Here is a 24,743-nt window from a genome sequence, read left to right on the forward strand (position 1 = left end):
GCCACGCCGGGCCATAGCCGTGGCCCATGCCGACTTGGGGCAGGTAAAAATCGCCTCTCGTGTGGCAGATGTACTGGTAGCCCCTGCATTGCCGCCGCGCCGAGCCGCTCTTGTTTCGTCCGTCGCTTCATCCCCATGTCACGAACAATCCAAAGTCTCGCGCGGCTCGGGGACGCACTTTCCGCCTCAACCACGAGCCAGCCATGTGCTATCGGCGCTTTGCCGGGAGTCTGCCAATGGGCCACATTCGGTCAGCAACCCGGGAATCGTCGCGCGTCGATCGATGCGGACAGCGCCGCGCGGGCAGGCGCGGGGCGCGAATCGACTAAGATGTATGCCCTTTTCGATTTCCGCTGTTCCCGCAACGCTTGCCATGGCCCGCCTCAAACTCGATCTGCCCGCCGACCAGTTGTGCTTTTCCACCCATCTCACGGTACGTGTCACCGATATCAACGCGGCCAATCATCTGGCCAACGATTCGATGATTTCCATGATTTCGGAGGCACGGGCCCGCTTCCTGTTTGAGTACGGCAGCGAAGGCGACCGGGTGGAAGGCGCCGGCATCATCGTCACCGATCTGGCGACGATGTACCGCAACGAGGCCCACGCGCGCGACCAGCTGTTGTTCGAAGTCGGCGTGATGGACTTCAACAAGTACGGCGGCGACATCATCTTCCGCATCACGCGGCCGCAGGATGGCGCCCTGATCGCCATGGCCAAATCCGGCTTTGTGTTCTTCGACTACGCCAGCAAGCGCGTCGTACCGATGCCGCAAGGCTTTGCCGCGCGTTTTCCCAAGGTCAACTGGGTCGCTTGATCCAATGCCCGGACGGCCCGGCCGCGCGTCCGGCAATCGGCCCGTCGCCTCATGCCTTTGCATGCAGCGCGCTGTGTCGTCCCTCACTCATTGAACACCCGCCGTTATGAATCAGAACCACGACAGCGCGCCGGAGACCGAATCTCCGCCGATCCATGAACCCAGGCTATGGCGCGACCGCGGCTGGACCGCGCGCGTCATCAAGAACGAAGATGGCGAAGGCTGGGCCGTCGAAATGATCCGCGATGGCAGTGCGGAACCCGCGTTGGTCGGTCCGTGGACCATGGGTCGCAACAAGGTCGATCCCAAGCCGCTCGATGCGACGGCGCACCAGACGCTGGTGAAGACCGCCTCGGAGGTCATCCGCCGCCACGAGCAGCAACTGCATGCGCAGCTCAATAAGCAGGTGACCATCGAGATCGAATCGGACACGGTGACGGTAAAGCTGGCGATCACGCCCGACGAGTTCGAGCCGTTTGCGACCCTGACGGCCGTCGGCGCCTTCGGTGACGTCCTTGCAACCGCGACCGTGCCGCCGGATTTCCGCCTGACTCGGGAAAGCGCCACGCGCTGGGCGACGGGCGGCTTTGCCGATATCCGGCGATAGCAGATTCGGGCAAAGCGACAAAAACCGGGCAAATCCAACACGCGTGCTACAGTTAGCGCCCTTACGTCTACGGCTTGCATGCCGCGTGGCGCAAACCGCCCCGCATTCGACGTGCCTGGGTTTGAATTTATATCGACGACTAATCGAGCCCGGCTGATAGATCGGGAGTCCGCTTGCCGCCCCCGATCGCTCGCTTCTTGTCGCCCGCCCCCACATCGAGCACCGCGTGGGTTTTTCACCTTTCTCATGCGCGTGCTGCTTATGGATCCTCGTCCTCAGTCTTCGAATGATGTGCTCTGCACGTCGCTGCGCCTGTTTTCGGCGTTGCCGTTATCGGCAGTGCATATCGCCGGCCGCTTGCTGGGGCGTCTGGTGTACGCGCTGCCGGGCGGTTATCGGCGGCATCTGCGCAGCAATGCTTCCCAGGCCGGATTCAGCGATCCGGATTTTGCCCGGCAGGCCGCTGGCGAGACAGGCGCGATGATGACCGAACTGTCGCGCGTATGGTTTCGCAGCCAGGTCAGTCTGGACCAGGTGATCTGCGACGACTGGGCCGTGATCGAAGAGGCGCTGGCCGAAGGCCGCGGGCTGATCATGCTGACCCCGCACCTTGGCTGTTTCGAACTGGCCGCGCGCTATGCCGCAGAAAGGATCTCGCTGACGATCATGTTCCGTCCGCATCGCAAGGCAAAACTGCGCGGGTTGCTGCAATTCGTGCGCGATACGTCAAAGCTGAAGGCGGTGCCCGCCACGGCCCAGGGGGTTCGTTCATTCGTGCGCGCCTTGCGGCACGGCGAAGCGATTGGATTGCTGCCGGATCAGGCGCCCAAGGGGGATGGCGTCTGGGCGCCCTTCTTCGGCCGCATGGCCTACACGATCACGCTGCCTGGCAAGCTCGCTGCGCAGACCGGCGCGCCACTGATCGTGGCCGCGGGCGAACGTCTGCCGGATGGAAAGGGATGGCGCATGCACGTGAAGCGGCTGACCGGGCCGCTGCCCGAGACGGTCGAGGCGCAAGCCGCATGGATCAATGCGGAGCTGGAAGAGATGATCAGACGATTCCCTCTGCAATATTTGTGGGGATACAACCGGTTCAAGGTCCCCGCCGGGGTATCGGCGCCGGCGGCGGCGTGAAGGCGCAGCGCCCGGCCGTGACACCGCGATAGCGACATCGATGTGGCATCGGCAGCGTCCGCCGATCGGCGACCGCCCCGGTTGCCTGCGCGGCGCCTGCTGGGTTGCTGCCGCGAGTCGGGTACACGCACAATCCACGGCGAAGCGCGCGCGGCTATAATCGGCGCAAACTTTTATTTGGCTTAAGGCGATGGGTTTCGAACAACTTGCAGCACTGAAGAAAGAACTGGCAGCAAAGGCAAAGCAGGCGGCGCAAGCCAAACGCGAAGCGCAGCCGTCGCGCGAATCGACGGCCAAGCCGGCACGCCCGCAACGCAAGCCAGGGGCCGGTGCGGCCAAGGCCGGCGGAGCGAAGGACGGCGCTGCAAAGGCTGGCGCGGCAAAAGCCGGCCCGACCAAACCTGTCGATCCAGTGGTCCAGACCATCGGCCGGCTGCAGAAGCGATTCCCTCAGGCATTTCCGAAAAAGCCGGCGCCCAAGGTGCCGCTCAAGATCGGCATCCTCGAGGACATCCTGCAACACGCGCAGGAACTGGGCCTGAGCGAGGCCGAATTACGCGATGCGATCCGCACGTGGTGCCGCGGCGCCCGCTACTGGATCGCCCTTGTGGAAGGCGCCCCGCGCCTGGATCTGACGGGGCAGCCGCAAGGCAGCGTCACGCAGGCCGACGCGCGACGCGCTCAGTATCTGCAGAACCGACGCCCCAAACCCGCGCCCGAAGCCGCCGCCGCAGCGCCGGCGAGCGAGCCTCCTGCCTCGGAGTAACGATCGGCGTAACTGCCGGCGTCAGCGATCGGTTGCCGGCTGCCCCGGCAACCGGCACCACATCCGTCGCCGTCGCAGAATGCCCGGCGACGCCGCGCGCCCACAGGTCCAGGCTGTTCCATATTTTCTGGAACGAAGCCAAGCCCATGACCTTCCGGCTCCAAATCGCAACGCCGTACGACATTGCTGAGATCGAGGCAGTCACGATTGCCGCCTTTGCCGATACGGCCACGTAAATAGTCGCCTCACCTTCCAGTAAACCTCGCCGGACGCCGTTCGATGAAGTGCGACACACCTTCCGTGAAATCCTCGCTCTGGATGCTCTCGAACATTTCGGTGTTGGCCAGTTGCGTGGCTTCGGCCAGCGTCTGGAACGGTTGCTCCCAGAGTTGGCGCTTCATTACGCCGATCGAGCGTGGCGAAACGTTTTCGGCCAGATCGTCCGCATAGGCCAGCGTGCTGGCCATCAGGCTGTCGGGCTCGTATAGGCGGTCCACCAGCCCCATCTGCAGCGCCTCCTGCGCGGTGACTTTGCGAGCGGAGTACAGCAGGTCCGCCGCATGGCCTGGCCCCACCACGCGCGGCAGCAGCCACGCGATGCCGTGCTCGGCAATCAGGCCACGCCGTGCGAAGGCTGTGCTGAATGCCGCCCGGCTACTGGCGAAGCGCATGTCGCTATATAGCGCGAAGACGAGTCCCAGCCCCGCCGCCGCGCCATTGATCGCCGCGATCACCGGTTTTCGCATCGCCGGAAAGTATCCGTATCGGGACTGGTAGTCGGCGCGCCGGTTCATGTCGTACGGCCGCATCCATTGCGCCGCGCGGATATCGCCTGGCGGCAGTATCTCAAGTTCGTTGATGTCCATGCCCGCGCAAAAGCCCTTGCCGGCGCCGGTCAACACCACCACGCGGATGGTGTCGTCGCGGTCCGCCGCTTCCATAGCGTCGCGCAGTTCGGCCTCCATCACCTTGGTCAAGGCATTGAGCTTGTCCGGCCGATTCATGGAGATGATGGCGACATGATCGTTCCGCTCGGAACGGGTCACCGTGATTTCCTGGTACATGCTGGAATTCCTGGAATTGGCTTACTGTGGAAACTGGACCGCGCGCGGCTCCAGGAACTCTTCGAGTCCGTAGACGCCGCCTTCACGCCCGACGCCGGACATGCCGAATCCACCGAATGGCGCGGCGGCGTTGAACCGCGCACCGTTGATATCCACCTGCCCCGCGCGCAGTTGATCGGCCACCGCCTCGGCGCTCGCGTCATCGGCTGCCCAGACGGTGGCGGCCAGCCCGTAGCGGGTGCCGTTTGCCAGCGCAATCGCTTCGTTGACGGTGTCATAGCAGAGCACGGCCAGCACCGGGCCAAAGATCTCCTCGGTGGCCAGGCGGCTGTCCGGCGATACGTTGCCGTAGACCGTTGGGGCCACGAAGTAGCCGCGCTCCGGGACGGCGGCATCGGGGCCGCCGGCGATGCGCTCGAAGCCGGCCCGCTCCGCCTCGGCGATATGGGCCAGCACGCGCTGGCGCTGCAAGGCGGAAAGCAGCGGGCCCACGCGAGTCGCGCCATCAGCCGGATCGCCCAACACCATGCCGGCGACGGCGTCCGCCAATAGCGTGCGGCATTGCGGATAGTCGGCCCGGGGAACGATCAGGCGCGTGGTCGCGCTGCAGGTCTGTCCGGCATTTAGAAAGCACGAAGCGACGGTAGCCTTGACCGCGCGGGCGAGGTCGGCGCCGGGCAGCACGATGGCTGGCGACTTGCCGCCCAGTTCCATCGACACGCGCTTCATGTCGCCCGCTGCCAGCGCTGCCACCTTGCGGCCGACCTGCGTCGAGCCGGTGAACGAGACCATCTGCACACCGGGATGCGTCACCAGTGCCTCGCCCACTTCGCCGTCGCCCCAGACGATGTTCAACACGCCCGGCGGCATGCCAGCCTGCTCGCACGCCGACATCAGATGCGCCGCGGCTGCCGGCGCCAGTTCCGAGGGTTTCAGCACCACCGTGCACCCCGCCAGCAGGGCTGGCGCGAGCTTGCCGGTGATCTGGTGCAGCGGATAGTTCCAGGGTGTGATGGCGGCCACCACGCCCACGGGCACCATCGTGACCCGCGAGTGACCGACTTCGCGCACGAAGGCGTAGGTACCGGCCAGTGCCGCCGTGGCACGCCAGGCTGCAACAGGTGCATCCACCTGAATGCGCTGTGCCAGCTTCAGCGGCATGCCAACTTCCCGCGAGATCTGTTGTGCCAGCGCCTGGCCGGTAAGCTCCAGCGCATCGGCAACGGCGCGCAGCACCGCCGCACGGGCATGCACGCCTAGCCGTTGCCATGCGGCCAGCGCGCGCGCGGCGGCCTTGACTGCCTGGTCGACGTCGCGGGCGTTGCCAAGATGCACGTCGCCCAATGGGGCTTCTGTCGCGGCGTCATGAATGCGCACGGTCCTGCCATCGGAAACCGCACATCGCTGGCCATCGATGAAGTGTTGGTTCCACTCGATCATTGTTTTTCCTTCGCATTGCGTTGGCTGAGAAATTCGGCCATTACGCGCTGTGGTTCACCATCGGCATAGCATTCAAGCTGCGCGCGGATGCCCGCCACGCAGGCGTCGTCAAAGCCTGGCTGGGTCATGGCGCGCAAGCGCTGCTTCGACAAGCGCACCGACGTCGGCGGCAACGACGCGAGCGAACGCGCGCGCGCCAGCGCGGCATCCATCAGTTCGGCCTCGGCATGCAATGCCGTTACCAGGCCGATTTCGTAGGCACGCTGCCCGGACACCAGTTCGCCAGACAGCGACATCTGCACGTTATGCGTGTGTCCCACGTGCAACGTCATCAGGTACGAGCCGACGATGCTGGCCAGGCCCGCCTTTACCTCGGGCTGTCCCCAGCGGCTGTCCGGCGTGGTCAGCCGCCAGTCCGCGCACAGCGCCAACTGGAACCCGGCGCCCGCGGCCACGCCCTGCACTGCAGCTACGCAAGGCTTGTCGAGATCGCGCACGGCCTGGTACATCGCCCGCTGGCGATTGAGCCACGGCACGATCTGCTGCCATGTCACCGCAGCGGCTTCGTCCAGGTCCTGGCCCGCGCAGAACGCGCGCCCACCCGCCCCGGTCAGCACCACCGCTCGCACGGACGTATCGGCATTGAGGCGGCCCAGCGCGGCGATCAGTGCGCCGCGCAGCGCATCGTTGACGGCATTCATGCGCGCCGGCCGGTTTAGTGTGACGACGGCCAGGCTGCCATCGCGCTCCACAAGCACAGATTCCATATCAGGCTCCATGAAGTTCCACCACGGCGTCGACGGCCAGGACGCCCTCGCCCGCGGCCATCACCATCATGGGATTGATGTCGACCGACTTCAGCGCGCCGCGATGGCGCAGCGCCCAGTTGCCGAGCGCCACGGCTGCCGAGGCCAGCGCATCGAGGTCCAGCGCGGGGATGTCGCGGTAGCCATCGAACAGCGGCGCCAGCCGCAGCCGCGCGCAAGCCGCCTTCGCCTGCGCCACGTTGAACGGCGCCAGCAACGTGACAATGTCCTTGCGCAACTCGAGCAGCGTGCCGCCCTCGCCGATCATCACGAGCGGCCCGAACACGGGATCGACCGATACCCCCAGCGCAAACTCATGGCGCCCCTTGACCATCGGCGCCACCACCACGCGCGGGGCGTCCACGCCCAGGGCACCCAGCGTGGCCAGGCAGTCTTCGGCGGCCTGCGCCACGGCGGGTACATCGGACAGCCGCAGGCGCACCAGTCCGTGCTCGCTCTTATGCGGGACCTCGGCAGCGCAGCCCTTGACCACGACCGGCCCGCCACCGAGCGCAGCAAACGCGGCCACCGCTTCGCTGGCGCTTGCGCAGAAGCGATACGGCACTACCGGGACGCCGGCTTCGGCCAACAGCGACAGGCTGCGAGCCTCATCCTGCAGGCCGTGGCCCGGCAGCGGCTGCGCGGCCGGAGGCACGCAATCCTCGGCAGCGGCCTCCAGCCGTGCATGGGCGGCGTACTGGGCCAACGCGGCAATCGCATCGGCCTCGGTCACAAAGGTGGGCACGCCATGGCGGACAAAGGCCTCGCGCACCGACCCTTGCGGCGCGCTGGCCACCAGCGGCTTGCCCAGCCGCTCGCTAAAAGCGGCCGCATCGCGGGCCAGCGCCTCCACGTCGTAGCCCGGGCCCGCCACGGGGATGCCGACCATGACCATATCGGCCTGCGGATCAGCGCCCAGCGCATCGAGCACACACGGGAACATGTCACCGTGGCCCATCAGTGCCGCCGTCATGTCCAGCGGATTATTCGCGGTACCGAATTCAGGCAGGATGGCGCCAAGCCGGTCCAGCGTTTCCGGCTGCAACTCCGTCAGCGGCAAGTCGTGGCGCTCCGCCAGGTCCGCCGCCATCACGCCGACGGCGCCGCTATGGCTCATCACCACGGTGCGGCCTTGCCCCGGTGTGCGGTTTTGCAGGTAGAGCGGCACGGCACGCACCAGTTCGCCGATGTCGCCGGCCCGCCAGATACCGTGACGCGCCAGAAAGGCGTCGATGGCCGCATCGTTGCCAACCAGCGCGCCGGTATGCGATGCCGCCGCGCGCGCGCCGCGCTGGCTGTTGCCGGCCTTGATCGCCACGATACTGACGCCACGGCTACGCGCCAGCGCGGCGGCACGGGCCAGTGCAGCCGGGTCCGAGATCGATTCCAGGTAGACCAGGATCAACCGCACCGCCGGGTCTTCGGCGACGGCACAGGTCATGGCACAGGCGTCCAGGTCTGCGTCGTTGCCGGTCGCAACCAGATAGCGCACGCCAAGTCCGGCCTGACGCAGCAACGCATAGGGCATGACGCTGGCCGCGCCGCTCTGGCTGATGATGGCGATGGGTCCATCCTGGGGCGCCACCTCCATGAACATTGTCGAGAAATTCAGCACGGCGCCGCTCGCGAAATTGGCCGTGCCCTGCGCATTCGGGCCCACCAGCCGCATGCCGCCCGCATTCGCCACGTCCACCAGTTGTTGCTGGCGCTGCCGCCCGGCCTCGCCGGTTTCGGCAAACCCCGACGCCATGATGACCGCCGCCTTGACCCCGGCCTCGGCGCAGAGCCGTACCTGCTCCAAGGTGGCATCACCCGATACCGCGATGACCACCGCGTCTGGCGTTTTTCCGATGGCGTCGAGCGTGGGATACGCGCGATAGCCCTGGATCGTGTCGCGCCCTGGATTTACCGGAAACACCTCACCCTGGTAGCCAAACTGGCGCAGGTAGTGGATCGGCCGGCCGCCCACCTTGTTGGGATTGTCCGAGGCGCCGATGACGGCCACCGAGGCCGGCGCAAACAGCGCGTTGAAGGTCTCAGTCAAGGGTCGCTCCCGATGCCTTGACCACGGGCGACCACTTGGCTGCGTCATGCTGGACCAGCTTTGCGAAATCGGCAGGCGTGCCCGGCAGTGGCCGCGCTCCCAGGGAGGCCAGTTGGCGCTGCACGTCGGCTTGCGCCAGTACCTTCTGCAGCTCGCCGTTGAGTTGGTGGATCACTTCCGGCGGCGTGCCTTTGGGCGCTGAGAGTCCGAACCAAATGGTGACGTCAAACCCCGGCAGCCCGGACTCGGCGATCGTCGGCACCTTGGGCAGCGTTTCCGAGCGCGTCGGGCCGCTCACGCCCAGTGCCTTGACCTTGCCGCTGCCGATGTACTGCACCTGGCTCGAGACCGTATCGAACATCATCGAGATACGCCCGCCCAGCAGGTCTGTAAATGCAGCGGCCGAGCCCTTGTAAGGCACGTGGACGATATCGATGCCAGCCATCGACTTGAACAGTTCGCCAGACAGGTGATTGGAGCTGCCGTTGCCGGCGGAGCCAAAGGTCAGGGAGCCCGGCTTCTGTTTTGCCAGCGCCACGAGTTCCTTGACGCTGGCGACCGGCAGGCTGTTGGGCACCACCAGCACGTTCACCGTAGACGCCACCGAGCCCACCGCATCGAACGCCTTGACCGGGTCGACCTTCATCGACCGATAGAGCGACGGGTTGATGGCCATGGTGCCTGTGGTGGCGAAGAACAGCGTATAGCCATCGGGCGCTGCGCCAGCCGCCGCTTCGGTGGCGATCGTGCCGCCCGCGCCGCCGCGGTTGTCGACGATCACCGGCTGGCCAAGCTGCTGCGAAAGATGCTGCCCGATCAGCCGTGCCATGGCGTCGGTTGGGCCGCCCGCCGGAAACGGCACAATCAGCCGGACCGGCTTGGTGGGATAGCCGGCGGCCGCGTGCGCCATGGCGCCGAACGCCAGCGGCGCCATGGCCAGCGCCCACGCGCATAACGGCCGGCGCAGCGCACCCCATATCTTCGGAAAGGTTCGCATCTTGTCTCCATATCGTTGGTCGCCCCTCTCTGCCATGGAGGGATGACCGCAGTGTAGGGAGACTTCAGCCGACGCAAAAGCGTATAGTCTGCGATACCTGATATCCATTTTTTGGATGGCTGCAGAAAATGAATCTAAAACAGCTGGAAACCGTGGCGCTGGTGGCCGAACTTGGGTCGCTCTCGCGCGCGGCGCGGGCGATGGGGACCGCCCAATCGCTGGTCAGCCGCGCGATTGCGCAGATCGAGTCCGAATGGGGCGACCGACTGTTCGAGCGGACTGGACGGGGCGTGGTCCTGTCGGAATTCGGCAAGCGCGTCTTGCCGGAAATCGAGCTGCTGCTGGTGCAGTCGGCACGCTTGCATGACGAGGTGCGCAATGCGGCCGGCGTGCCGACTGGCGTCGTACGGATCGGGGTGTTGCCTTCGATGACCCGACGGCTGATTCCGGCGCTGTTTGAGGATCTGAAGATCACCGCGCCGGGTGTGCGGCTGCGCGTCAGTGAGGGATTTAGCGGCCAGCTCGACGAACAGCTCGATTCCGGCCATCTCGACCTGGCCGTCATCAACCGCTACGGACCCAGTCCGCGCCAGAACGAAGACGTGCTCGCCAACGTGACAACCTATCTGATCGGCAAACCCGACCATCCGCTGGCAAGCCGGCGCACCGTCGATTTCAGACAGCTCGATGGCGTGCCGCTGGTATTGCCGCCCGCCCCCAATGGCTTGCGCTCGATCCTGGACCAGCATGCCCGGCAGCAAGGCGTGACGCTGGACGTGGCACTGGAAGTGGAATCGCTCAATACGATGAAGGAGGTGGCGCTATCGGGTCACGCCCTGACCATCCTGCCCGAACTGGCCGTGGATCGTGAAATCGGCACCGGACAGCTGGCTGCGGCCGAAATCGTCGAGCCGCGGCTGACACGCTCGATCAGCCTGGCGCTGACCCAGCATCATCCGCTGTCGCGAGCGGCCCGTTTGGTGCTGTCACGTCTGCACGGCCTGGTGCCGCGCGTGGCCAGCGGTGATTGGCCACGGTCGCAGTGACGACGTCCGGTTTCTTTGAAAACAAAAAAAAGATCACTAAACAGTGACCTTTTTTGGAATGGCAAACCTCCGGCCGGTGCCGCAATCGCTTCGGAATCGGTGGACGGGAATTCTTTGAGCCCAGCCTCCGGTTCTTACGGCAGGCTTTCTCGCCGACTTGTTTCGCTAGCCGGCGATAGCCCCGGAAGTACCTGATTTCACTCCCACTCGATTGTCGCAGGCGGCTTGCCCGATACGTCGTAGACGACGCGGTTCAGGCCGCGGACTTCGTTGATGATGCGGTTCGAGCAGCGGCCGAGCAGCGCATACGGCAGGTGCGCCCAGTGTGCGGTCATGAAATCGGTGGTCTGCACGGCACGTAGTGCCACGACGTAATCGTACGTGCGGCCATCGCCCATCACGCCTACCGACTTGACCGGCAAGAACACGGCGAAGGCCTGGCTGGTCAGGTCATACCAGCTCTTGCCTACCTGATGCGGCTCGCACAGGCCCGCGGCGGCGTCCTGCTCGGTCGCGATGGTCTTGCGCAGTTCCTCGATGAAGATGGCGTCCGCGCGGCGCAGCAGTTCCGCGTAATCGCGCTTGACCTCGCCCAGGATCCGCACGCCAAGGCCCGGGCCCGGGAACGGATGGCGGTAGACCATCTCGGGCGGCAGGCCCAGCGCCACGCCGAGTTCGCGCACTTCGTCCTTGAACAGGTCGCGCAGCGGCTCCAGCAGCTTCAGGCCGAGGGTCTCCGGCAGGCCGCCCACGTTGTGGTGGCTCTTGATGGTGGTGGCTTTCTTGGTCTTGGTGCCGCCCGATTCCACCACGTCCGGGTAGATCGTGCCCTGCGCCAGCCATTTGGCATTGCTGAGCTTTTTGGCTTCGGCCTGGAACACTTCCACGAATTCGCGGCCGATGATCTTGCGCTTCTGCTCGGGGTCGGTCACGCCGGCCAGATGGCCCAGGAACTGTTCCGAAGCATCGATGTGGACGACCTTCGCGTGCAGGCGGCCCGCGAACATGTCCATCACCATCTTGCCCTCGTCGAGCCGCAGCAAGCCGTGGTCGACGAACACGCAGGTCAGTTGGTCGCCGATCGCGCGGTGGATCAGCGCCGCCGCCACCGACGAATCGACGCCGCCGGACAGGCCCAGGATCACTTCCTCATCGCCCACCTGCTCGCGGATCTTTTGCACGGCTTCGGTGATGTGGTCGCGCATCACCCAGTCGGCCTTCGCACCGGCGATCTGCAGTACGAAGCGCTCGAGCATCTCGCGGCCCTTCGACGTGTGCGTGACTTCGGGGTGGAACTGCACCGCGTAATAACCGCGCGCCTCGTCGGCCATGCCGGCGATCGGGCAGCTCGGCGTCGATGCCATCAGCTTGAAGCCATCGGGCAGCGCCGTGACCTTGTCGCCGTGGCTCATCCAGACCTTGAGCATGCCGTGACCTTCCGGCGTGCTGAAATCCTCGATGCCCTTGAGCAGATTGGTATGGCCATGGGCGCGCACTTCCGCGTAGCCGAACTCGCGCGAATCGCTCCATTCCACCTTGCCGCCCAACTGCACGGCCATGGTCTGCATGCCATAGCAGATGCCCAGCACGGGCACGCCGAGATCCCACACCGCCTGCGGCGCGCGCAGCTGATGGTCTTCGTACGTGCTGGCGTGGCTGCCGGACAGGATCACGCCCTTGGGCGCGAACTCGCGGACGAACTCGTCGCTGACGTCGTTGGGGTGGATCTCGCAGTAGACGTGTGCTTCGCGAACGCGGCGCGCGATCAGTTGCGTGACTTGCGAGCCGAAATCAAGAATGAGGATTTTGTCGTGCATGATGAGCCGTTGGCAGTGCGTCCGGATCGGGTTCGGGCATCACCTCGGTGCCCGGACCATAGCCGGGCGGCGGCGTGATGACCGGCTCGCGCCGGTATTCGGGAGATACGGTGGATGCGTTGGCGCGCGCCGGACGGGCCGCGCCAACATCGGCGACGTCGGTGACGTCACGGACATCGTTCGGATGGTAGACAGCAGTTGCGCGTGCGTCGCGCTCGGCCTTGGCCTGGTCGGCCAGCACGCGCTCGCGCAGCCGCACCTTCTTGGCAGATGGAATCTGCACGATGGCGAAGAACAGCATCATCGCGGCCAGCGTGAGCAGCCAGACCTTGCCGGCGCCCTGCACGGGCATATCGAGGAACAGCGTCCAGACAGCGATCATGACGGCGCTGACCAGATTGGTATAGCCCACCGAGCGGGCCACGGGCACCGTCAGCTGGCCATTGATGGTGGCCAGGAACAGCAGCCATGACAGGCCGATCGTTGCCACGCCCAGCAACTGCCCGAACAGGGCCGGTTGGGCCGGGGGCAATTGCAGCGCGGCGTACAGCGTGGAAAAAGGCGACATCAGCAGCAGGATGCCGAGCAGCAAGTGAAGCAGCGCATCGAAAAACAGCACGGCTCGCAGCAATACCTTCATGGGCGCTCCTTATTGCGGCGCGGCCGCGCGGCCCCGTCGACTTCAACGAAACCAGCGCGGCCGTGATGCCCTGTCGGGCGGGGCCAGATCGAATCAATCGATATGGTAGTTCGGCGCTTCCTTGGTGATCTGCACGTCATGCACGTGCGATTCGCGCATGCCGGCCGCAGTGATCTGCACGAACTCGGAAGTTTCGTGCCATTGCGGAATCGAGCTTGCGCCGCAGTAGCCCATCGACGCGCGAATGCCGCCGGTCAGTTGGTGGATGATCGCCTGCACCGGACCCTTGTAGGCCACGCGGCCTTCGATGCCTTCCGGCACCAGCTTGTCGACGTTGGCAGTGTTGTCTTCCTGGAAGTAGCGGTCCGCTGCGCCGTCCTTCATCGCACCGACCGAACCCATGCCGCGGTAGCTCTTGAACGAACGGCCCTGGAACAGGAACACTTCGCCCGGCGCTTCCTCGGTGCCCGAGAACATGCCGCCCATCATCACCGTGTGGGCGCCTGCCGCCAGTGCCTTCGCCACGTCGCCCGAATAGCGGATGCCGCCATCGGCGATCAGCGGCACGCCCGTGCCCTTCAGCGCCTCGGCAACGTTGGACACCGCGGTGATCTGGGGCACGCCGACGCCTGCCACGATACGCGTGGTGCAGATCGAGCCCGGGCCGATGCCGACCTTGACGCCGTCGGCGCCATGCTCGACCAGGGCCAGTGCCGCGGCGCCGGTGGCGATATTGCCGCCGACCACCTCGACCTGCGGGAAGTTCTGCTTGACCCAGCGAACGCGGTCCAGCACGCCCTGGCTATGTCCGTGTGCCGTGTCGACCACGATCACGTCCACGCCGGCCTTGACCAGCAATTCGACGCGTTCGTCGTTGTCCGGGCCCACACCGACCGCGGCGCCCACGCGCAACTGACCATGCGCATCCTTGCTGGCCAGCGGGTTGTCCACGGCTTTCTGGATGTCCTTCACGGTGATCAGGCCGCGCAGTTCGAACGCGCTGTTGACGACCAGCACGCGCTCCAGGCGGTGGCGGTTCATCAGCCGCTTGGCCTCGTCCAGCGGCGCGCCTTCGGCCACGGTCACGAGCTTTTCGCGCGGCGTCATCTTGGCGCGCACCGGCGCATCCAGTTCTTCTTCGAAGCGCAGATCGCGGTTGGTGATAATGCCGACGACGGCCTTGCCTTCCAGCACCGGAAAGCCCGAAATGCCATGCTGCTGCGACAGTGCGATCACATCGCGCACTTTCATGTCGGGCGAAATGGTGATCGGATCACGCAGGACGCCGGATTCGTAACGCTTTACGCGCGCGACTTCGCGGGCCTGATCGGCGGGCTTGAGGTTCTTGTGGACGATACCGATACCGCCGGCCTGCGCCATGGCAATCGCCAGGCGCGCTTCCGTCACCGTATCCATGGCGGCGGACAGCAGCGGAATGTTGAGTTCGATCGAACGGGTCAGGCGGGTGCGGAGGGAAACATCCCGAGGCAGGACGGCCGAATAGGCCGGGACGAGCAGCACATCATCAAACGTGAGTGCTTTCTGGACAAGACGCATAGCGAATCCTCTAGGCGCAAAAGCAGATTATACAGGAATGCAGGATTTGCTGATGCGTTCCTGCAAGGCCTTTGCTATTCTCGGCCACCTTTTCAAACGGGATCGGCGGAGCATGGGAATTGGCGTGTTGTGCGGCCTGCTGGCCGGCGCGTTCTGGGGCATGGTGTTTATCGCACCGAAGCTGCTGCCGGTGTTTTCGCCGTGGGAACTGGCGATCGGCCGCTACCTGGCGTACGGGGTGGTGGCGTTCGTCGCGGCGCTGCCGCTGATGCGCCGGATCGCGCGCAAGCTGACGCGCGCCGATTGCGCTGCCCTGCTGCGCCAGGCCTTTACCGGCAACCTGCTTTACTACGTGCTGCTGGCATTCGGCGTGCAGCTGGCGGGTGTGGGGCCGACATCGCTGATCATCGGCATCCTGCCGATTTCCGTGACGCTGATGGGACGGCGCGACCACGGCGCGGTGCCGCTGCAACGACTTGCGCTACCACTGCTCGTGGTGGGCGCGGGCATTGCCTGCATCAACATCGACCTGTTCGGCGGCGCAGGCGCTGCGCACGGCGCCGCGGCCGGCGAAATCGCGCGCCCAGTGTGGCAGAAGATTGCGGGCGTGCTGTGCGCGGTCGGCGCGCTGATTTGCTGGACGCTCTACGCGGTGGACAACGCACGATATCTGCAGCGCAACCCGCACTTCAGCGGCAACGAATGGTCCGCGCTGTACGGGCTGTCGACCGGACTGGTGTCGCTGATGCTGGCCGCAATCGGCTGGGCCTTATTTGGCGACGCGCTGACCGCGGCTGACAGCGGGCGCGACTGGCGCTGGTTCTGGATGGTCAACGCGGCCGTTGCGCTCGGTGCGTCGCTTATTGGCAACAATCTCTGGAACATCTCAAGCCGTCGCCTTCCCCTGACGCTTTCCGGCCAGATGATCGTGTTCGAGACGCTATTCGCGCTGGCATACGGCTTTGTGTTCGACCACCGCTGGCCCCGGCCGCTGGAACTCGCCGCCATTGTGTTGCTGATGGTCGGCGTGGCATGGTCGGTCCGCTTGCACGCCACCGACAAGTCTCAGTAGACTGGCAGGCGATGCTGGCGGGATCACATCGAAGTCCACCCCCCACTGGCGCCAGATGGACCATACAACCCGCTCGACTGCACCTGCACCCGCCATGACACGATCGTCCGCGCTGTACCTGCTGATCGCCGCAAGCCTGGCCACACCGGCCGCCGCGTTCGCGCAATGGCAATGGAAAGACGCCAACGGCCGGACGGTCTACAGTGACGTCCCGCCGCCGCCATCGGTGCCCGAGCGCGCCGTGATTTCCGCACCGGGCCGGCTTGCGGGCGCATATCGTCCGCTGGAGGACGAAGCGGGCAGGACCGACGCCAAAGCGGATGCCAACGCAAAACCGGACGCAAGGATGACCGGCAACGCGCCGCGCATGCAGCCCGTCAGCGCAAAGCCAAAATCCGAGAAATCGAGCGATCCCGACGAAGCGTTCCGGGAACGCCGCGACGCGCGTATCAAGGCCGATCTTGAAGCGGCAACCAAGGAACGCGAACAATTGGCACGGCAGCAAAAGTGCGAGGAAATGCGCAACTACGCCACGGGTCTGAGCCAGGGCCTGCGGGTGTCGCGTGTCGCTCCGGATGGTTCGCCGGTACGTCTCGATGGCGCCGAACGCGAAGCGGAACTTGCCCGCGCCAATGAATCGCTGAACCAGGCCTGCAGCGGCTGACGCAACTTTTCAACTGGATCGCGCCAACAGGAATGGCGTCAGGAAAAGCGTGTCAGGCGCCCTGTCCGCCGGTTCCGTCCCGGCGGCGCAGCCACTTCTGGCCTTCGCGCACACCGGACTGCCGCACCTTCTGCACACGCTTGCGGCGCGCGGTTTTTGGGTCCGCAGTGAGCGCCCGGTAGACCTCCACCCGGTCGCCCTCACGCACGATGGTGTCGAGCGTCTTGAGCTTCCCGTAGATGCCGACCCGCGCCGCCGTGGGATCGACTTCCGGATGCGCTGTCGTCAAGCCGCTCAGTTGGATGGCATCAAGGATCGTCGTACCGGCCGCGACCGCGATCTCGCGCAGGAACACCGCATCCGGCAGCGCGTAGCAGACCGATAGCCGAATGTCGGCGCTTTCAGGACTGGCTGGCATAGACCACCTCGGCTCGCTTCACGAAGGCGTCGACAAAGGTATTGGCGATCATGCTGAACACGGGGCCAATGATCTTCTCCAGAATGACGCTGGAAAACTCGTAGTGCAGGTGGAATTCGATCTTGCACGCATCCGCGCGCAGCGGCGTGAAACGCCACGTCCCGTTGAAGGCCTTGAAAGGGCCGTCAGCAAACGTCATATCGATACGGGTTGGCCGTTCCTGCGTGTTGCGCGTGTGGAAATACTGCTTGATGCCGTTGAAATGAATGTGAATCTTGGCGTCGAGCAGCGTGTCGGTCTGCTCGAAGATCTCCACCCCGCCACACCAGGGCAGGAACTTGGGATAGTCTTCAACGCGCGTGACCAGGTCGTACATCTGTTCGGCCGAGAAACCGAGCAGGACGGATTTATGGACGTCTGCCATGTATTCGGGAAACTGGCCCCGTCCGGTCTGGGCCGAGGCGGAGCGGTTTGCTAAAATCATGATTTTAGCCGACGGCGGCCGATGCGGCACGCTGGGCGGCAACCACGGCATCACGCCACTGAACCACCGGCCGCTCGACCACGAGCGGCGACCTTGCCTAGGAACTCACCTCCCGCATGACGATCGCTGACAACAAGAAGGCCTTTTTCGACTACTTCATCGAAGAACGCTACGAGGCCGGGATCGTTCTGGAGGGCTGGGAAGTCAAGGCAATCCGCGCCGGCCGCGTGCAGATCAAGGAAGGCTACGTCGTCGTGCGAAATGCCGAGATGTACCTGATCGGCGCCCACATCAGCCCGTTGCAAAGCGCATCGACGCACGTAAAACCGGACCCCGTTCGGACCCGCAAGCTTCTGCTGAAGGCCGATGAGATCAAGAAACTCATCGGAAAGGTGGAACAGCGCGGCTACACCCTGGTGCCGCTGAACCTGCATTACACGCGCGGACGCGTCAAATGTGAGATCGGCCTGGGCAAGGGCAAGAAGCAATTCGACAAGCGCGAAACGGAGAAGAATCGGGACTGGCAGCGGGAAAAGGCGCGGATCATGAAAGGCGGCGAGAAGGAATAAGGTGGGCCGCCTGGTGTAAAGCTGGCAGCGCGGCCGCCGGTTGGCCGTGGTGCCTAGGCCGTGATTTCCTGCCACTGCGCGGCGACGAGCCCCTCAATATTCGACAGCACTGCGAAAATCTCGCTGGTCATTTCGTCGATATCCCTCGACATACTGAAATGATCGTCGAACGCGTCCAGCCAAGCGCGATTTAGCTTGTTACCCACAAATTGAATTGCCGGCATACGCGGCGGCGGGCGATGAACATCGGCTCGCAATCCCATGCGCGTGTAAAAACCGATCGCCGAATCCTTGGCCACCAGACGGAGCGTGGAAAGCCCCATCGTCGACGCGTGGCGACAAGCCAGGTACATCAGTAATCGGCCCACACCGGGAAAAGGATTGTGGGCGTCAGCCGCATTGCTATGGCCAAACACGTCGATTCTTTGGATCGACAATTCCGAATCGGCCTGACAGATTCTAAAACTGACCTCCCCTACGGCATCGTCGCGCTGCTCGTCGACCAGCATAAAGCTGCCCATCCGATTCTTGCCATATACCATTTCCGGTTCTACATGCAGCGTCAACGTACGATCGCTGCACCTATCAAGAAAACGTCTCAACTTCAAATGTCCTGCAATGAAGGGGGCGACTTGTCATGATCAATACATGGAGTGCCGGGGCGCTCTGGCAAACACGATAAGGGACTACAGCACCTTGTCCGCTTTCTGACCCTTTGCAATCTGCAAGGCCGACGCAATCATCGAACTCATTTCCCCGAGATTGCCGGGCACAATCAATGTGTTGCCCTGCTTGGCAAGATTGCCGAAGGCTGCCACATATTCCTCGGCCACCTTGAGGTTGACGGCTTCCGCACCGCCTTCGCCGCGGATGGCGTGACCGATTTTTTCGATCGCCTGGGCATTTGCCTCGGCCACTGCGAGAATAGCCGACGCCTCGCCCTGCGCCTTGTTGATCGCCGCCTGCCGTTCGCCCTCGGATTTCTGAATGGCCGCTTCACGCGCACCCGAAGCGAGGTTGATCTGCTCCTGGCGCTTGCCCTCCGATGCGGCAATCAAGGCGCGCTTTTCACGTTCTGCGGTGATTTGCGCCTGCATCGCGTGCAGGATTTCCTTCGGCGGCGTCAGGTCCTTGATCTCATAGCGCAGGACTTTTACGCCCCAATTTGCCGCTGCTTCGTCGAGCGCGTTCACTACGCTGTGATTGATGAATTCGCGCTCCTCGAAAGTCTTGTCCAACTCGAGCTTGCCGATCACCGAGCGCAGCGTGGTTTGCGAGAGCTGCGTGATGGCCACCACAAAATTGCTCGATCCATACGACGCCTTCATCGGATCGGTTACCTGGAAATACAGCACGCCATCGACCTGCAATTGCGTGTTGTCTTTCGTGATACACACCTGGCTGGGCACATCGAGCGGAATTTCCTTGAGAATGTGCTTGTATGCCACCCGGTCGATAAATGGCACGACAATGGAAAGTCCGGGCGTCAGCGTCGCGTGGTAGCGACCGAGACGTTCGAGCACCCAGGCATGCTGTTGCGGAACGATCTTGATCGACTTGGCGATCAGCACGATCGCGGCGATAAGCAGAATCAGCGGAAACAGACCGAGCTGAAAGGCAAGCATGTGGGACTCCGTCGAAAAATGGCCCAAACGGCCATGCATGGCAATTGAAAACCCGCTGCCCAAAGCAGCGGGTTGAGAATGCACACTAGAGCGGCGAAACGATCAACGTAGCGCCACGAACCTCGACGATCCGGTAGCGCCCGGCGGCCGGATCAGCATCGGGGGCCAACTCGACCGTCCATTCTGCCCCACGGTAAGGAACGCGGGCACGACGATAGTCATCCCAATCCGAAACATCGACTTCCTGACCGATATCGAGGTTGACACCAGGGTCGGTGGCCGCATCGCGCCGGCGTACCTTACCGAAGCGCGTGCGGCGCAGCGCAACGATGGCAATCAGCGCAACCAGCGCCGCCACAACGGTCTGCAGCGGGACATCGAGCCCCAGGATCGCGGCCAGGCCTCCTGCCACGACGCCGCAGGCGATCATCAGTAAATAGAAGGTTCCGGTGGCCATCTCGGCGATGACCAACACGACTGCAGCAGCGAACCAAAGATGGTACGACGTCATCTCGCTTCCTTCCTGGAAACAAGCAGCAAAAACAAAAACCCCCGCGTAACGCCGACGGCGCTGCGGGGGCAGTGGTAACACCTGCCACGAGGCCGGTGCCAGCCGGCGCGCTGGTCTTTCGACCGCGCGCCGCTCAGGTGTGGTGTCTTGCTATTGTGACGCGGAATGCCTTAGGAAGCCAGCTGCTGCCAGGTTTCCACCACGGAATCGGGATTCAGCGAGATCGACTTGATGCCCTCTTTGGCAAGCCAAGCGGCAAAGTCCGGGTGGTCCGAAGGGCCCTGCCCGCAGATGCCGACATACTTGTCCAGGCGCAGCGCCGTGGAAATGGCGCGCTGCAGCATGAAACGAACCGCAGGATCGCGCTCGTCGAAGTCCTTTGCCAGCAGTTCCATCCCCGAATCGCGATCCAGACCCAGCGTGAGCTGCGTCAGGTCGTTAGAGCCGATCGAGAAACCATCGAAGAACTGCAGGAATTCCTCGGCCAGAATCGCGTTGGAGGGCACTTCGCACATCATGATGATGCGCAGGCCGTTTTCGCCACGCTTCAGGCCGTGCTTCGCCAGCAGTTCGATCACGCGCTCGGCCTGGCCAAGCGTGCGCACGAACGGCACCATGATTTCGACGTTGGTCAGGCCCATTTCGTCGCGCACGCGCTTCATGGCCTTGCATTCCATTTCGAAGGCCTCGGCGAAATCGTCAGCGATATAACGCGACGCGCCGCGGAAACCCAGCATCGGGTTTTCTTCGTCCGGCTCATAGCGCGAACCGCCGATCAGCTTCTTGTACTCGTTCGACTTGAAGTCCGACAGACGCACGATCACCGGCTTCGGATAGAACGCCGCACCGATCGTGGCGATCCCTTCGGCGAGCTTGTCGACATAGAACGCACGCGGACTGGCGTGGCCGCGTGCCACCGATTCGACCGCCTTCTTCAGGTCGGCGTCGACCTGCGGATAATCGAGAATGGCCTTCGGGTGGACGCCAATGTTGTTGTTGATGATGAATTCGAGACGCGCGAGGCCGACGCCGTCGTTGGGAATCTGCGCAAAATCGAAAGCGAGCTGCGGATTGCCGACGTTCATCATGATCTTGGTGGAAATCGCCGGCATCTCGCCGCGCTGGACTTCCGTCACTTCGGTCTCGAGCAGACCGTCGTAAATCCGACCTTCGTCGCCTTCCGCGCAGGACACGGTCACCAGCGTGCCGTCCTTGAGCAGATCGGTCGCGTCGCCGCAGCCCACCACGGCAGGCACGCCCAGTTCGCGCGCAATGATCGCCGCGTGACAGGTACGGCCGCCGCGATTGGTGACGATCGCCGCCGCGCGCTTCATCACCGGCTCCCAGTTCGGATCGGTCATGTCGGCCACCAGGACATCGCCCGGCTGCACGCGTTCCATTTCCGACGGGTCGTTGATGACGCGCACTGGGCCCGTACCGATCTTCTGGCCGATGGCGCGACCGCTGGTCAGCACCGCGGACGTGCCCTTGAGCTTGAAGCGCTGCTCGGCCTTGCCGGCCGCCTGACTCTTCACGGTCTCGGGACGGGCCTGCAGGATGTAGATCTTGCCGTCCTTGCCGTCCTTGCCCCATTCGATATCCATCGGGCGGCCATAATGCTTCTCGATGATCATCGCGTAGCGCGCCAGCTCGCTGACATCGTCATCGGAAATCGAATAACGGTTGCGCAGTTCGGGTGGCACGTCGACGGTCTTCACGCGGCCGGCTTCGCCAGGCTTGGTGAATTCCATCTTGATCAGCTTGGAGCCGATCGAGCGACGGATAACCGGATACTTGCCGGCTTCCAGCGTCGGCTTGAAGACGTAAAACTCGTCCGGATTGACCGCGCCCTGCACCACCGTTTCACCGAGGCCGTAGCTGGAGGTGATGAAGACCACGTCCGGGAAGCCCGACTCGGTGTCGATCGTGAACATCACGCCCGAGGCGGCCAGGTCCGAACGGACCATGCGCTGCACACCGGCAGACAGCGCCACCACGTCGTGGGCAAAACCCTTGTGCACGCGGTACGAAATGGCACGATCGTTGTAGAGCGAGGCGAATACGTGCTTGATCTTGTCCAGCACGTCATCGATACCGCTCACATTCAGGTACGACTCCTGCTGGCCCGCAAACGACGCATCGGGCAGGTCCTCGGCAGTGGCCGACGAGCGCACCGCGAACGACGCCTCGGCACCCTCGCGCACCGAAACACGGGCGTAGTGTTCGCGGATTTCCGCATCCAGACGCGGCTGCAGCGGAGCCTCGACGACCCAGCGGCGGATTTCCGCGCCGGCTTCGGCAAGCGCCTTCACGTCGTCCACGTCGAGCGCCTTGAGGCGATCCGAAATGCGTGCGGTCAGGTTGTTGTGCGCAAGAAAATCGCGGAAAGCGAGCGCGGTGGTAGCAAAGCCGCCGGGCACGCGTACGCCGGCGCCGGCCAGTTGCGAGATCATTTCACCTAGCGAAGAATTCTTGCCGCCGACGGTTTCCACGTCCTGCATGCGCAATTCTTCGAACGGAAGCACATAAGCGCCGTTGTCTACCTGGTTGGTCATAAAAGCCTCAAAGCAAAGTAAGAAATCTTTTGCACCGACCGGTATGTTGTTGGAGTTCTGCCCCCGGCGGATCGCTTGGCTGAGCAATTCCGACTGCCATCGGAAAGCTCCGATGCTGCAATGCACATTGTCGACAATCCGGCCGAAAATCGTTGGCTGGCCGGCGTTGGCGGAATTGCTTAGCCAAAAGATCGCCGCTATTCTACCGTGCCGCATCGCACTTTCGCGCAGCGGCAGCTCCAAATTATTGTTAAGACATGTCCCTGCCCGACGCGCCCGACGCACTGCCACCGGCTTCCACCCCGCCATCCCAGACTGCGCCGGACGTGAGCGGCAATCCAGCGGCCGCGCCTGCGCCGGCCATTGCGAGCGCCGATCGCCCTGCTGTGCGTACGGTCTTTATCGTTTCCGATGGCACGGGCATTACCGCCGAGACATTTAGCCATTCGATCCTGGCGCAGTTCGAAATGCGCTTTCGCAAGGTCCGCATGCCGTTTGTGGACACCCCGGATAAGGCACATGTGGCGGTCGGCAAGATCAACGAGGCGTTCTATAACGAAGGCGTGCCGCCCATCGTGTTCACCACGCTGGTCAATGCCGAATCGAACAAGGCGATGCGGCGCGCCAAAGGCATGATTCTCGACATGTTCCAGACCTTTATCGAACCGCTCGAAAAGGAACTGGGGCTGAAGTCGACCCACGCGATTGGCCGCTTCCACCAAAATGCGGATACCGAGGCCTACAAGAACCGGATCGAAGCGATCAATTTCTCGCTGGCGCACGACGACGGGCAATCGCACAAGAACCTGCAGGAAGCCGATGTCATTCTGGTAGGCGTGTCGCGCAGCGGCAAGACGCCAACGAGTTTGTATCTGGCCATGCAATACGGCCTCAAGGCGGCCAACTATCCGCTGATTCCCGACGATTTCGAACGCGGCCGCCTGCCCTCGGCGCTCTATGCGTTCAAGCCCAAGATTTTCGGCTTGTCGATCGATCCGCAACGGCTGACGGAAATCCGTAACGAGCGGCGTCCCGGCAGCAAATATGCTGCGCTGGAAAACTGCCGCTACGAAGTGAATGAAGCCGAGGCAATGATGCGTCGCGAGGGCATCAAATGGTTATCCTCGACCCATAAGTCGATCGAGGAAATTGCCACCACGATCCTCCAGGAAATCAAGGTCGACCGCGACAATTACTGACCGGCCTGTCCACCGTATTATCCGAATCGTCTTACGGTGGCACCGACAGATAATTGCGACGGAGGCCGGCAGCGCGCCTGCGCCAAAAGCGCGCGATTATCCTGCCCGGCGCTGGCGCACCGTTTCGAACAGGCACACCGCCGTTGCGGCGGCAACGTTCAGCGATTCCAGGCCGCCTGGCTGAGGAATGCCGACGGTGCGCGCAACGCGGGCCATCCATTCCTCGCTCACACCGGACCCTTCGTTGCCGACCACCCAGCCCAGCGGTTGGCGCAGGTCGGTATCGAAGACAGCTGCGTCGGCATGTGACGACGTGGCCAGAAGCGGCACGCGCAGGCGGCTTTCCAGCATGTCCAGCGTGCAGTGCTCGACGATGTTCAAATGGAAATTTGCACCCATGCCAGCGCGCAGCGTCTTGACAGACCAGGCGAAAGCGCAGCCCGTGGTCAGGAATGCGTGCGGTATCCCAGCCGCGGCCGCGCTGCGCAAAATCGACCCGACGTTGCCCGCATCCTGAACGCCATCAAGGATGATGCAATCCGTGTCGATCGTTGCCGGCAGGTGCCCGCTGGGCGTATCGATGACAAGCATCAGCTCCACACCATTGGCGACGGGGCTGATCTGCGCGAACAGGGCATCGGCCAGTACGACCACCTTGTCCGGATCGATCCGGTCCAGCAGCGGGCGCACCTCGGCATGATCATAGTGACGTTCGCCAACGATACAGCTCACCGGCTGGCCCAGCGCCGTGATGTAGGCCTGCGCAAGATGCACGCCGTCGAGCACAGACTGCCCCGCCTTGCGGCGTTGATGCGTGGAGCCCGTCAGGGCCTTCAGATGCTTGAATAGCGCGTTATCGCGCGACGTGACGTGCTTCAAGGACGTGCTCAAAAAGGCGGCGCTTCTTGCGG

24 protein-coding genes are annotated in these 24,743 nt (G+C 63.8%); 9 read left to right on the forward strand and 15 right to left on the reverse strand.

Annotated elements, in window-relative coordinates; translation table 11 throughout:
* Positions 1-373: 373 nt before the first annotated feature.
* The 4 genes from AC1RKI_RS22980 to AC1RKI_RS22995 all read left to right on the forward strand — a co-directional run bounded on the left by AC1RKI_RS22980 (position 374) and on the right by AC1RKI_RS22995 (position 3,324).
* Positions 374-817, forward strand: coding sequence for a thioesterase family protein (locus tag AC1RKI_RS22980; RefSeq protein ID WP_061958394.1), 444 nt, complete (start codon positions 374-376; stop codon positions 815-817).
* A gap of 106 nt (positions 818-923) precedes the next feature.
* Positions 924-1,424, forward strand: coding sequence for a hypothetical protein (locus tag AC1RKI_RS22985; protein ID WP_492797346.1), 501 nt, complete (start codon positions 924-926; stop codon positions 1,422-1,424).
* Between the two features lie 291 nt (positions 1,425-1,715).
* On the forward strand, positions 1,716-2,558 hold the full coding sequence (locus AC1RKI_RS22990) for a lysophospholipid acyltransferase family protein (protein ID WP_492797423.1): 843 nt from the start codon (positions 1,716-1,718) through the stop codon (positions 2,556-2,558).
* A gap of 190 nt (positions 2,559-2,748) precedes the next feature.
* Positions 2,749-3,324, forward strand: a complete 576-nt coding sequence (locus AC1RKI_RS22995; protein ID WP_061958392.1) for a ProQ/FinO family protein — start codon at positions 2,749-2,751, stop codon at positions 3,322-3,324.
* A 245-nt stretch (positions 3,325-3,569) separates the two neighbouring features.
* Here the strand turns inward: AC1RKI_RS22995 and AC1RKI_RS23000 are convergent, their stop codons facing one another.
* From AC1RKI_RS23000 to AC1RKI_RS23020, 5 genes are read right to left on the reverse strand one after another with little or no spacing between them, the layout of a single operon-like run.
* A complete protein-coding gene (locus tag AC1RKI_RS23000; protein WP_492797344.1) occupies positions 3,570-4,388 on the reverse strand; it encodes an enoyl-CoA hydratase in 819 nt (272 codons plus the stop codon).
* 21 nt (positions 4,389-4,409) lie between these two features.
* Positions 4,410-5,828 carry an aldehyde dehydrogenase family protein gene (locus AC1RKI_RS23005; RefSeq protein ID WP_492797343.1) on the reverse strand — a complete coding sequence of 473 codons (1,419 nt, stop codon included), beginning with the start codon at positions 5,826-5,828 and terminating at the stop codon, positions 4,410-4,412.
* Positions 5,825-6,595, reverse strand: coding sequence for an enoyl-CoA hydratase/isomerase family protein (locus tag AC1RKI_RS23010; protein WP_492797341.1), 771 nt, complete (start codon positions 6,593-6,595; stop codon positions 5,825-5,827). The genes AC1RKI_RS23005 and AC1RKI_RS23010 overlap by 4 nt, the downstream gene beginning before the upstream one ends.
* Position 6,596: 1 nt before the next feature.
* A complete protein-coding gene (locus AC1RKI_RS23015) occupies positions 6,597-8,678 on the reverse strand; it encodes an acetate--CoA ligase family protein (protein WP_492797339.1) in 2,082 nt (693 codons plus the stop codon).
* Positions 8,671-9,675 carry a Bug family tripartite tricarboxylate transporter substrate binding protein gene (locus AC1RKI_RS23020; RefSeq protein WP_492797337.1) on the reverse strand — a complete coding sequence of 335 codons (1,005 nt, stop codon included), beginning with the start codon at positions 9,673-9,675 and terminating at the stop codon, positions 8,671-8,673. The genes AC1RKI_RS23015 and AC1RKI_RS23020 overlap by 8 nt, the downstream gene beginning before the upstream one ends.
* 128 nt (positions 9,676-9,803) lie before the next feature.
* On the opposite strand from AC1RKI_RS23020, the gene AC1RKI_RS23025 reads away from it, so the two are divergent.
* The gene (locus tag AC1RKI_RS23025; RefSeq protein WP_492797335.1) at positions 9,804-10,721 is read left to right on the forward strand and encodes a LysR family transcriptional regulator; all 918 of its coding nucleotides are present in this window, start codon (positions 9,804-9,806) and stop codon (positions 10,719-10,721) included.
* 197 nt (positions 10,722-10,918) lie between these two features.
* Here the strand turns inward: AC1RKI_RS23025 and guaA are convergent, their stop codons facing one another.
* The 3 genes from guaA to guaB form a co-directional block, all read right to left on the reverse strand.
* Positions 10,919-12,538, reverse strand: a complete 1,620-nt coding sequence (guaA, locus tag AC1RKI_RS23030) for a glutamine-hydrolyzing GMP synthase (RefSeq protein WP_150979200.1) — start codon at positions 12,536-12,538, stop codon at positions 10,919-10,921.
* Positions 12,513-13,178: a hypothetical protein gene (locus AC1RKI_RS23035; RefSeq protein WP_492797332.1), complete on the reverse strand. Its 666-nt coding sequence runs from the start codon at positions 13,176-13,178 to the stop codon at positions 12,513-12,515. The genes guaA and AC1RKI_RS23035 overlap by 26 nt, the downstream gene beginning before the upstream one ends.
* 93 nt (positions 13,179-13,271) lie before the next feature.
* On the reverse strand, positions 13,272-14,735 hold the full coding sequence (guaB, locus tag AC1RKI_RS23040) for an IMP dehydrogenase (protein WP_492797330.1): 1,464 nt from the start codon (positions 14,733-14,735) through the stop codon (positions 13,272-13,274).
* Between the two features lie 112 nt (positions 14,736-14,847).
* On the opposite strand from guaB, the gene AC1RKI_RS23045 reads away from it, so the two are divergent.
* Entirely contained in the window at positions 14,848-15,807 is a 960-nt protein-coding gene (locus tag AC1RKI_RS23045; protein ID WP_492797328.1) for a DMT family transporter, read from the forward strand.
* Between the two features lie 94 nt (positions 15,808-15,901).
* The gene (locus AC1RKI_RS23050; RefSeq protein WP_150979203.1) at positions 15,902-16,471 is read left to right on the forward strand and encodes a DUF4124 domain-containing protein; all 570 of its coding nucleotides are present in this window, start codon (positions 15,902-15,904) and stop codon (positions 16,469-16,471) included.
* Between the two features lie 52 nt (positions 16,472-16,523).
* Here the strand turns inward: AC1RKI_RS23050 and AC1RKI_RS23055 are convergent, their stop codons facing one another.
* On the reverse strand, positions 16,524-16,889 hold the full coding sequence (locus AC1RKI_RS23055) for an RnfH family protein (protein WP_492797327.1): 366 nt from the start codon (positions 16,887-16,889) through the stop codon (positions 16,524-16,526).
* Positions 16,873-17,313 (reverse strand): type II toxin-antitoxin system RatA family toxin, encoded by a 441-nt coding sequence (locus AC1RKI_RS23060; RefSeq protein ID WP_061958409.1) that lies wholly within the window; start codon positions 17,311-17,313, stop codon positions 16,873-16,875. The genes AC1RKI_RS23055 and AC1RKI_RS23060 overlap by 17 nt, the downstream gene beginning before the upstream one ends.
* 176 nt (positions 17,314-17,489) lie before the next feature.
* Here AC1RKI_RS23060 and smpB point away from each other — a divergent pair, with 176 nt between their 5' ends.
* Positions 17,490-17,942, forward strand: a complete 453-nt coding sequence (smpB, locus tag AC1RKI_RS23065) for an SsrA-binding protein SmpB (protein WP_061958380.1) — start codon at positions 17,490-17,492, stop codon at positions 17,940-17,942.
* A gap of 53 nt (positions 17,943-17,995) precedes the next feature.
* Here the strand turns inward: smpB and AC1RKI_RS23070 are convergent, their stop codons facing one another.
* The 4 genes from AC1RKI_RS23070 to ppsA all read right to left on the reverse strand — a co-directional run bounded on the left by AC1RKI_RS23070 (position 17,996) and on the right by ppsA (position 22,633).
* Positions 17,996-18,508 carry a GNAT family N-acetyltransferase gene (locus tag AC1RKI_RS23070; RefSeq protein WP_492797325.1) on the reverse strand — a complete coding sequence of 171 codons (513 nt, stop codon included), beginning with the start codon at positions 18,506-18,508 and terminating at the stop codon, positions 17,996-17,998.
* A gap of 120 nt (positions 18,509-18,628) precedes the next feature.
* Positions 18,629-19,567, reverse strand: coding sequence for an SPFH domain-containing protein (locus AC1RKI_RS23075; protein ID WP_061958378.1), 939 nt, complete (start codon positions 19,565-19,567; stop codon positions 18,629-18,631).
* A gap of 85 nt (positions 19,568-19,652) precedes the next feature.
* On the reverse strand, positions 19,653-20,078 hold the full coding sequence (locus tag AC1RKI_RS23080; RefSeq protein WP_492797323.1) for an NfeD family protein: 426 nt from the start codon (positions 20,076-20,078) through the stop codon (positions 19,653-19,655).
* Between the two features lie 170 nt (positions 20,079-20,248).
* A complete protein-coding gene (gene ppsA / locus AC1RKI_RS23085) occupies positions 20,249-22,633 on the reverse strand; it encodes a phosphoenolpyruvate synthase (protein WP_061958376.1) in 2,385 nt (794 codons plus the stop codon).
* 257 nt (positions 22,634-22,890) lie between these two features.
* On the opposite strand from ppsA, the gene ppsR reads away from it, so the two are divergent.
* Positions 22,891-23,832 carry a posphoenolpyruvate synthetase regulatory kinase/phosphorylase PpsR gene (gene ppsR, locus AC1RKI_RS23090; protein WP_223505749.1) on the forward strand — a complete coding sequence of 314 codons (942 nt, stop codon included), beginning with the start codon at positions 22,891-22,893 and terminating at the stop codon, positions 23,830-23,832.
* A gap of 96 nt (positions 23,833-23,928) precedes the next feature.
* Here ppsR and AC1RKI_RS23095 read toward each other — a convergent pair whose 3' ends face one another.
* On the reverse strand, positions 23,929-24,711 hold the full coding sequence (locus tag AC1RKI_RS23095; RefSeq protein ID WP_150979208.1) for a TrmH family RNA methyltransferase: 783 nt from the start codon (positions 24,709-24,711) through the stop codon (positions 23,929-23,931).
* Positions 24,712-24,743 lie beyond the last annotated feature (32 nt).

The organism is Cupriavidus sp. GW822-FHT06G04, assembly GCF_058799075.1.

What these genes read in the sequence shown, in the direction of transcription:
- AC1RKI_RS23020 (WP_492797337.1), bottom strand. Translation starts at nt 9,675, where the DNA reads ATGCGAACCTTTCCGAAGATATGGGGTGCGCTGCGCCGGCCGTTATGC.
- AC1RKI_RS23045 (WP_492797328.1), top strand. Translation starts at nt 14,848, where the DNA reads ATGGGAATTGGCGTGTTGTGCGGCCTGCTGGCCGGCGCGTTCTGGGGC.
- AC1RKI_RS23060 (WP_061958409.1), bottom strand. Translation starts at nt 17,313, where the DNA reads ATGGCAGACGTCCATAAATCCGTCCTGCTCGGTTTCTCGGCCGAACAG.
- smpB (WP_061958380.1), top strand. Translation starts at nt 17,490, where the DNA reads ATGACGATCGCTGACAACAAGAAGGCCTTTTTCGACTACTTCATCGAA.
- AC1RKI_RS23025 (WP_492797335.1), top strand. Translation starts at nt 9,804, where the DNA reads ATGAATCTAAAACAGCTGGAAACCGTGGCGCTGGTGGCCGAACTTGGG.
- AC1RKI_RS22980 (WP_061958394.1), top strand. Translation starts at nt 374, where the DNA reads ATGGCCCGCCTCAAACTCGATCTGCCCGCCGACCAGTTGTGCTTTTCC.
- ppsA (WP_061958376.1), bottom strand. Translation starts at nt 22,633, where the DNA reads ATGACCAACCAGGTAGACAACGGCGCTTATGTGCTTCCGTTCGAAGAA.
- AC1RKI_RS23075 (WP_061958378.1), bottom strand. Translation starts at nt 19,567, where the DNA reads ATGCTTGCCTTTCAGCTCGGTCTGTTTCCGCTGATTCTGCTTATCGCC.
- AC1RKI_RS23000 (WP_492797344.1), bottom strand. Translation starts at nt 4,388, where the DNA reads ATGTACCAGGAAATCACGGTGACCCGTTCCGAGCGGAACGATCATGTC.
- guaA (WP_150979200.1), bottom strand. Translation starts at nt 12,538, where the DNA reads ATGCACGACAAAATCCTCATTCTTGATTTCGGCTCGCAAGTCACGCAA.
- AC1RKI_RS22995 (WP_061958392.1), top strand. Translation starts at nt 2,749, where the DNA reads ATGGGTTTCGAACAACTTGCAGCACTGAAGAAAGAACTGGCAGCAAAG.
- AC1RKI_RS23080 (WP_492797323.1), bottom strand. Translation starts at nt 20,078, where the DNA reads ATGACGTCGTACCATCTTTGGTTCGCTGCTGCAGTCGTGTTGGTCATC.
- AC1RKI_RS22985 (WP_492797346.1), top strand. Translation starts at nt 924, where the DNA reads ATGAATCAGAACCACGACAGCGCGCCGGAGACCGAATCTCCGCCGATC.
- ppsR (WP_223505749.1), top strand. Translation starts at nt 22,891, where the DNA reads ATGTCCCTGCCCGACGCGCCCGACGCACTGCCACCGGCTTCCACCCCG.
- AC1RKI_RS23010 (WP_492797341.1), bottom strand. Translation starts at nt 6,595, where the DNA reads ATGGAATCTGTGCTTGTGGAGCGCGATGGCAGCCTGGCCGTCGTCACA.
- AC1RKI_RS23035 (WP_492797332.1), bottom strand. Translation starts at nt 13,178, where the DNA reads ATGAAGGTATTGCTGCGAGCCGTGCTGTTTTTCGATGCGCTGCTTCAC.
- AC1RKI_RS23055 (WP_492797327.1), bottom strand. Translation starts at nt 16,889, where the DNA reads ATGCCAGCCAGTCCTGAAAGCGCCGACATTCGGCTATCGGTCTGCTAC.
- guaB (WP_492797330.1), bottom strand. Translation starts at nt 14,735, where the DNA reads ATGCGTCTTGTCCAGAAAGCACTCACGTTTGATGATGTGCTGCTCGTC.
- AC1RKI_RS23005 (WP_492797343.1), bottom strand. Translation starts at nt 5,828, where the DNA reads ATGATCGAGTGGAACCAACACTTCATCGATGGCCAGCGATGTGCGGTT.
- AC1RKI_RS23050 (WP_150979203.1), top strand. Translation starts at nt 15,902, where the DNA reads ATGACACGATCGTCCGCGCTGTACCTGCTGATCGCCGCAAGCCTGGCC.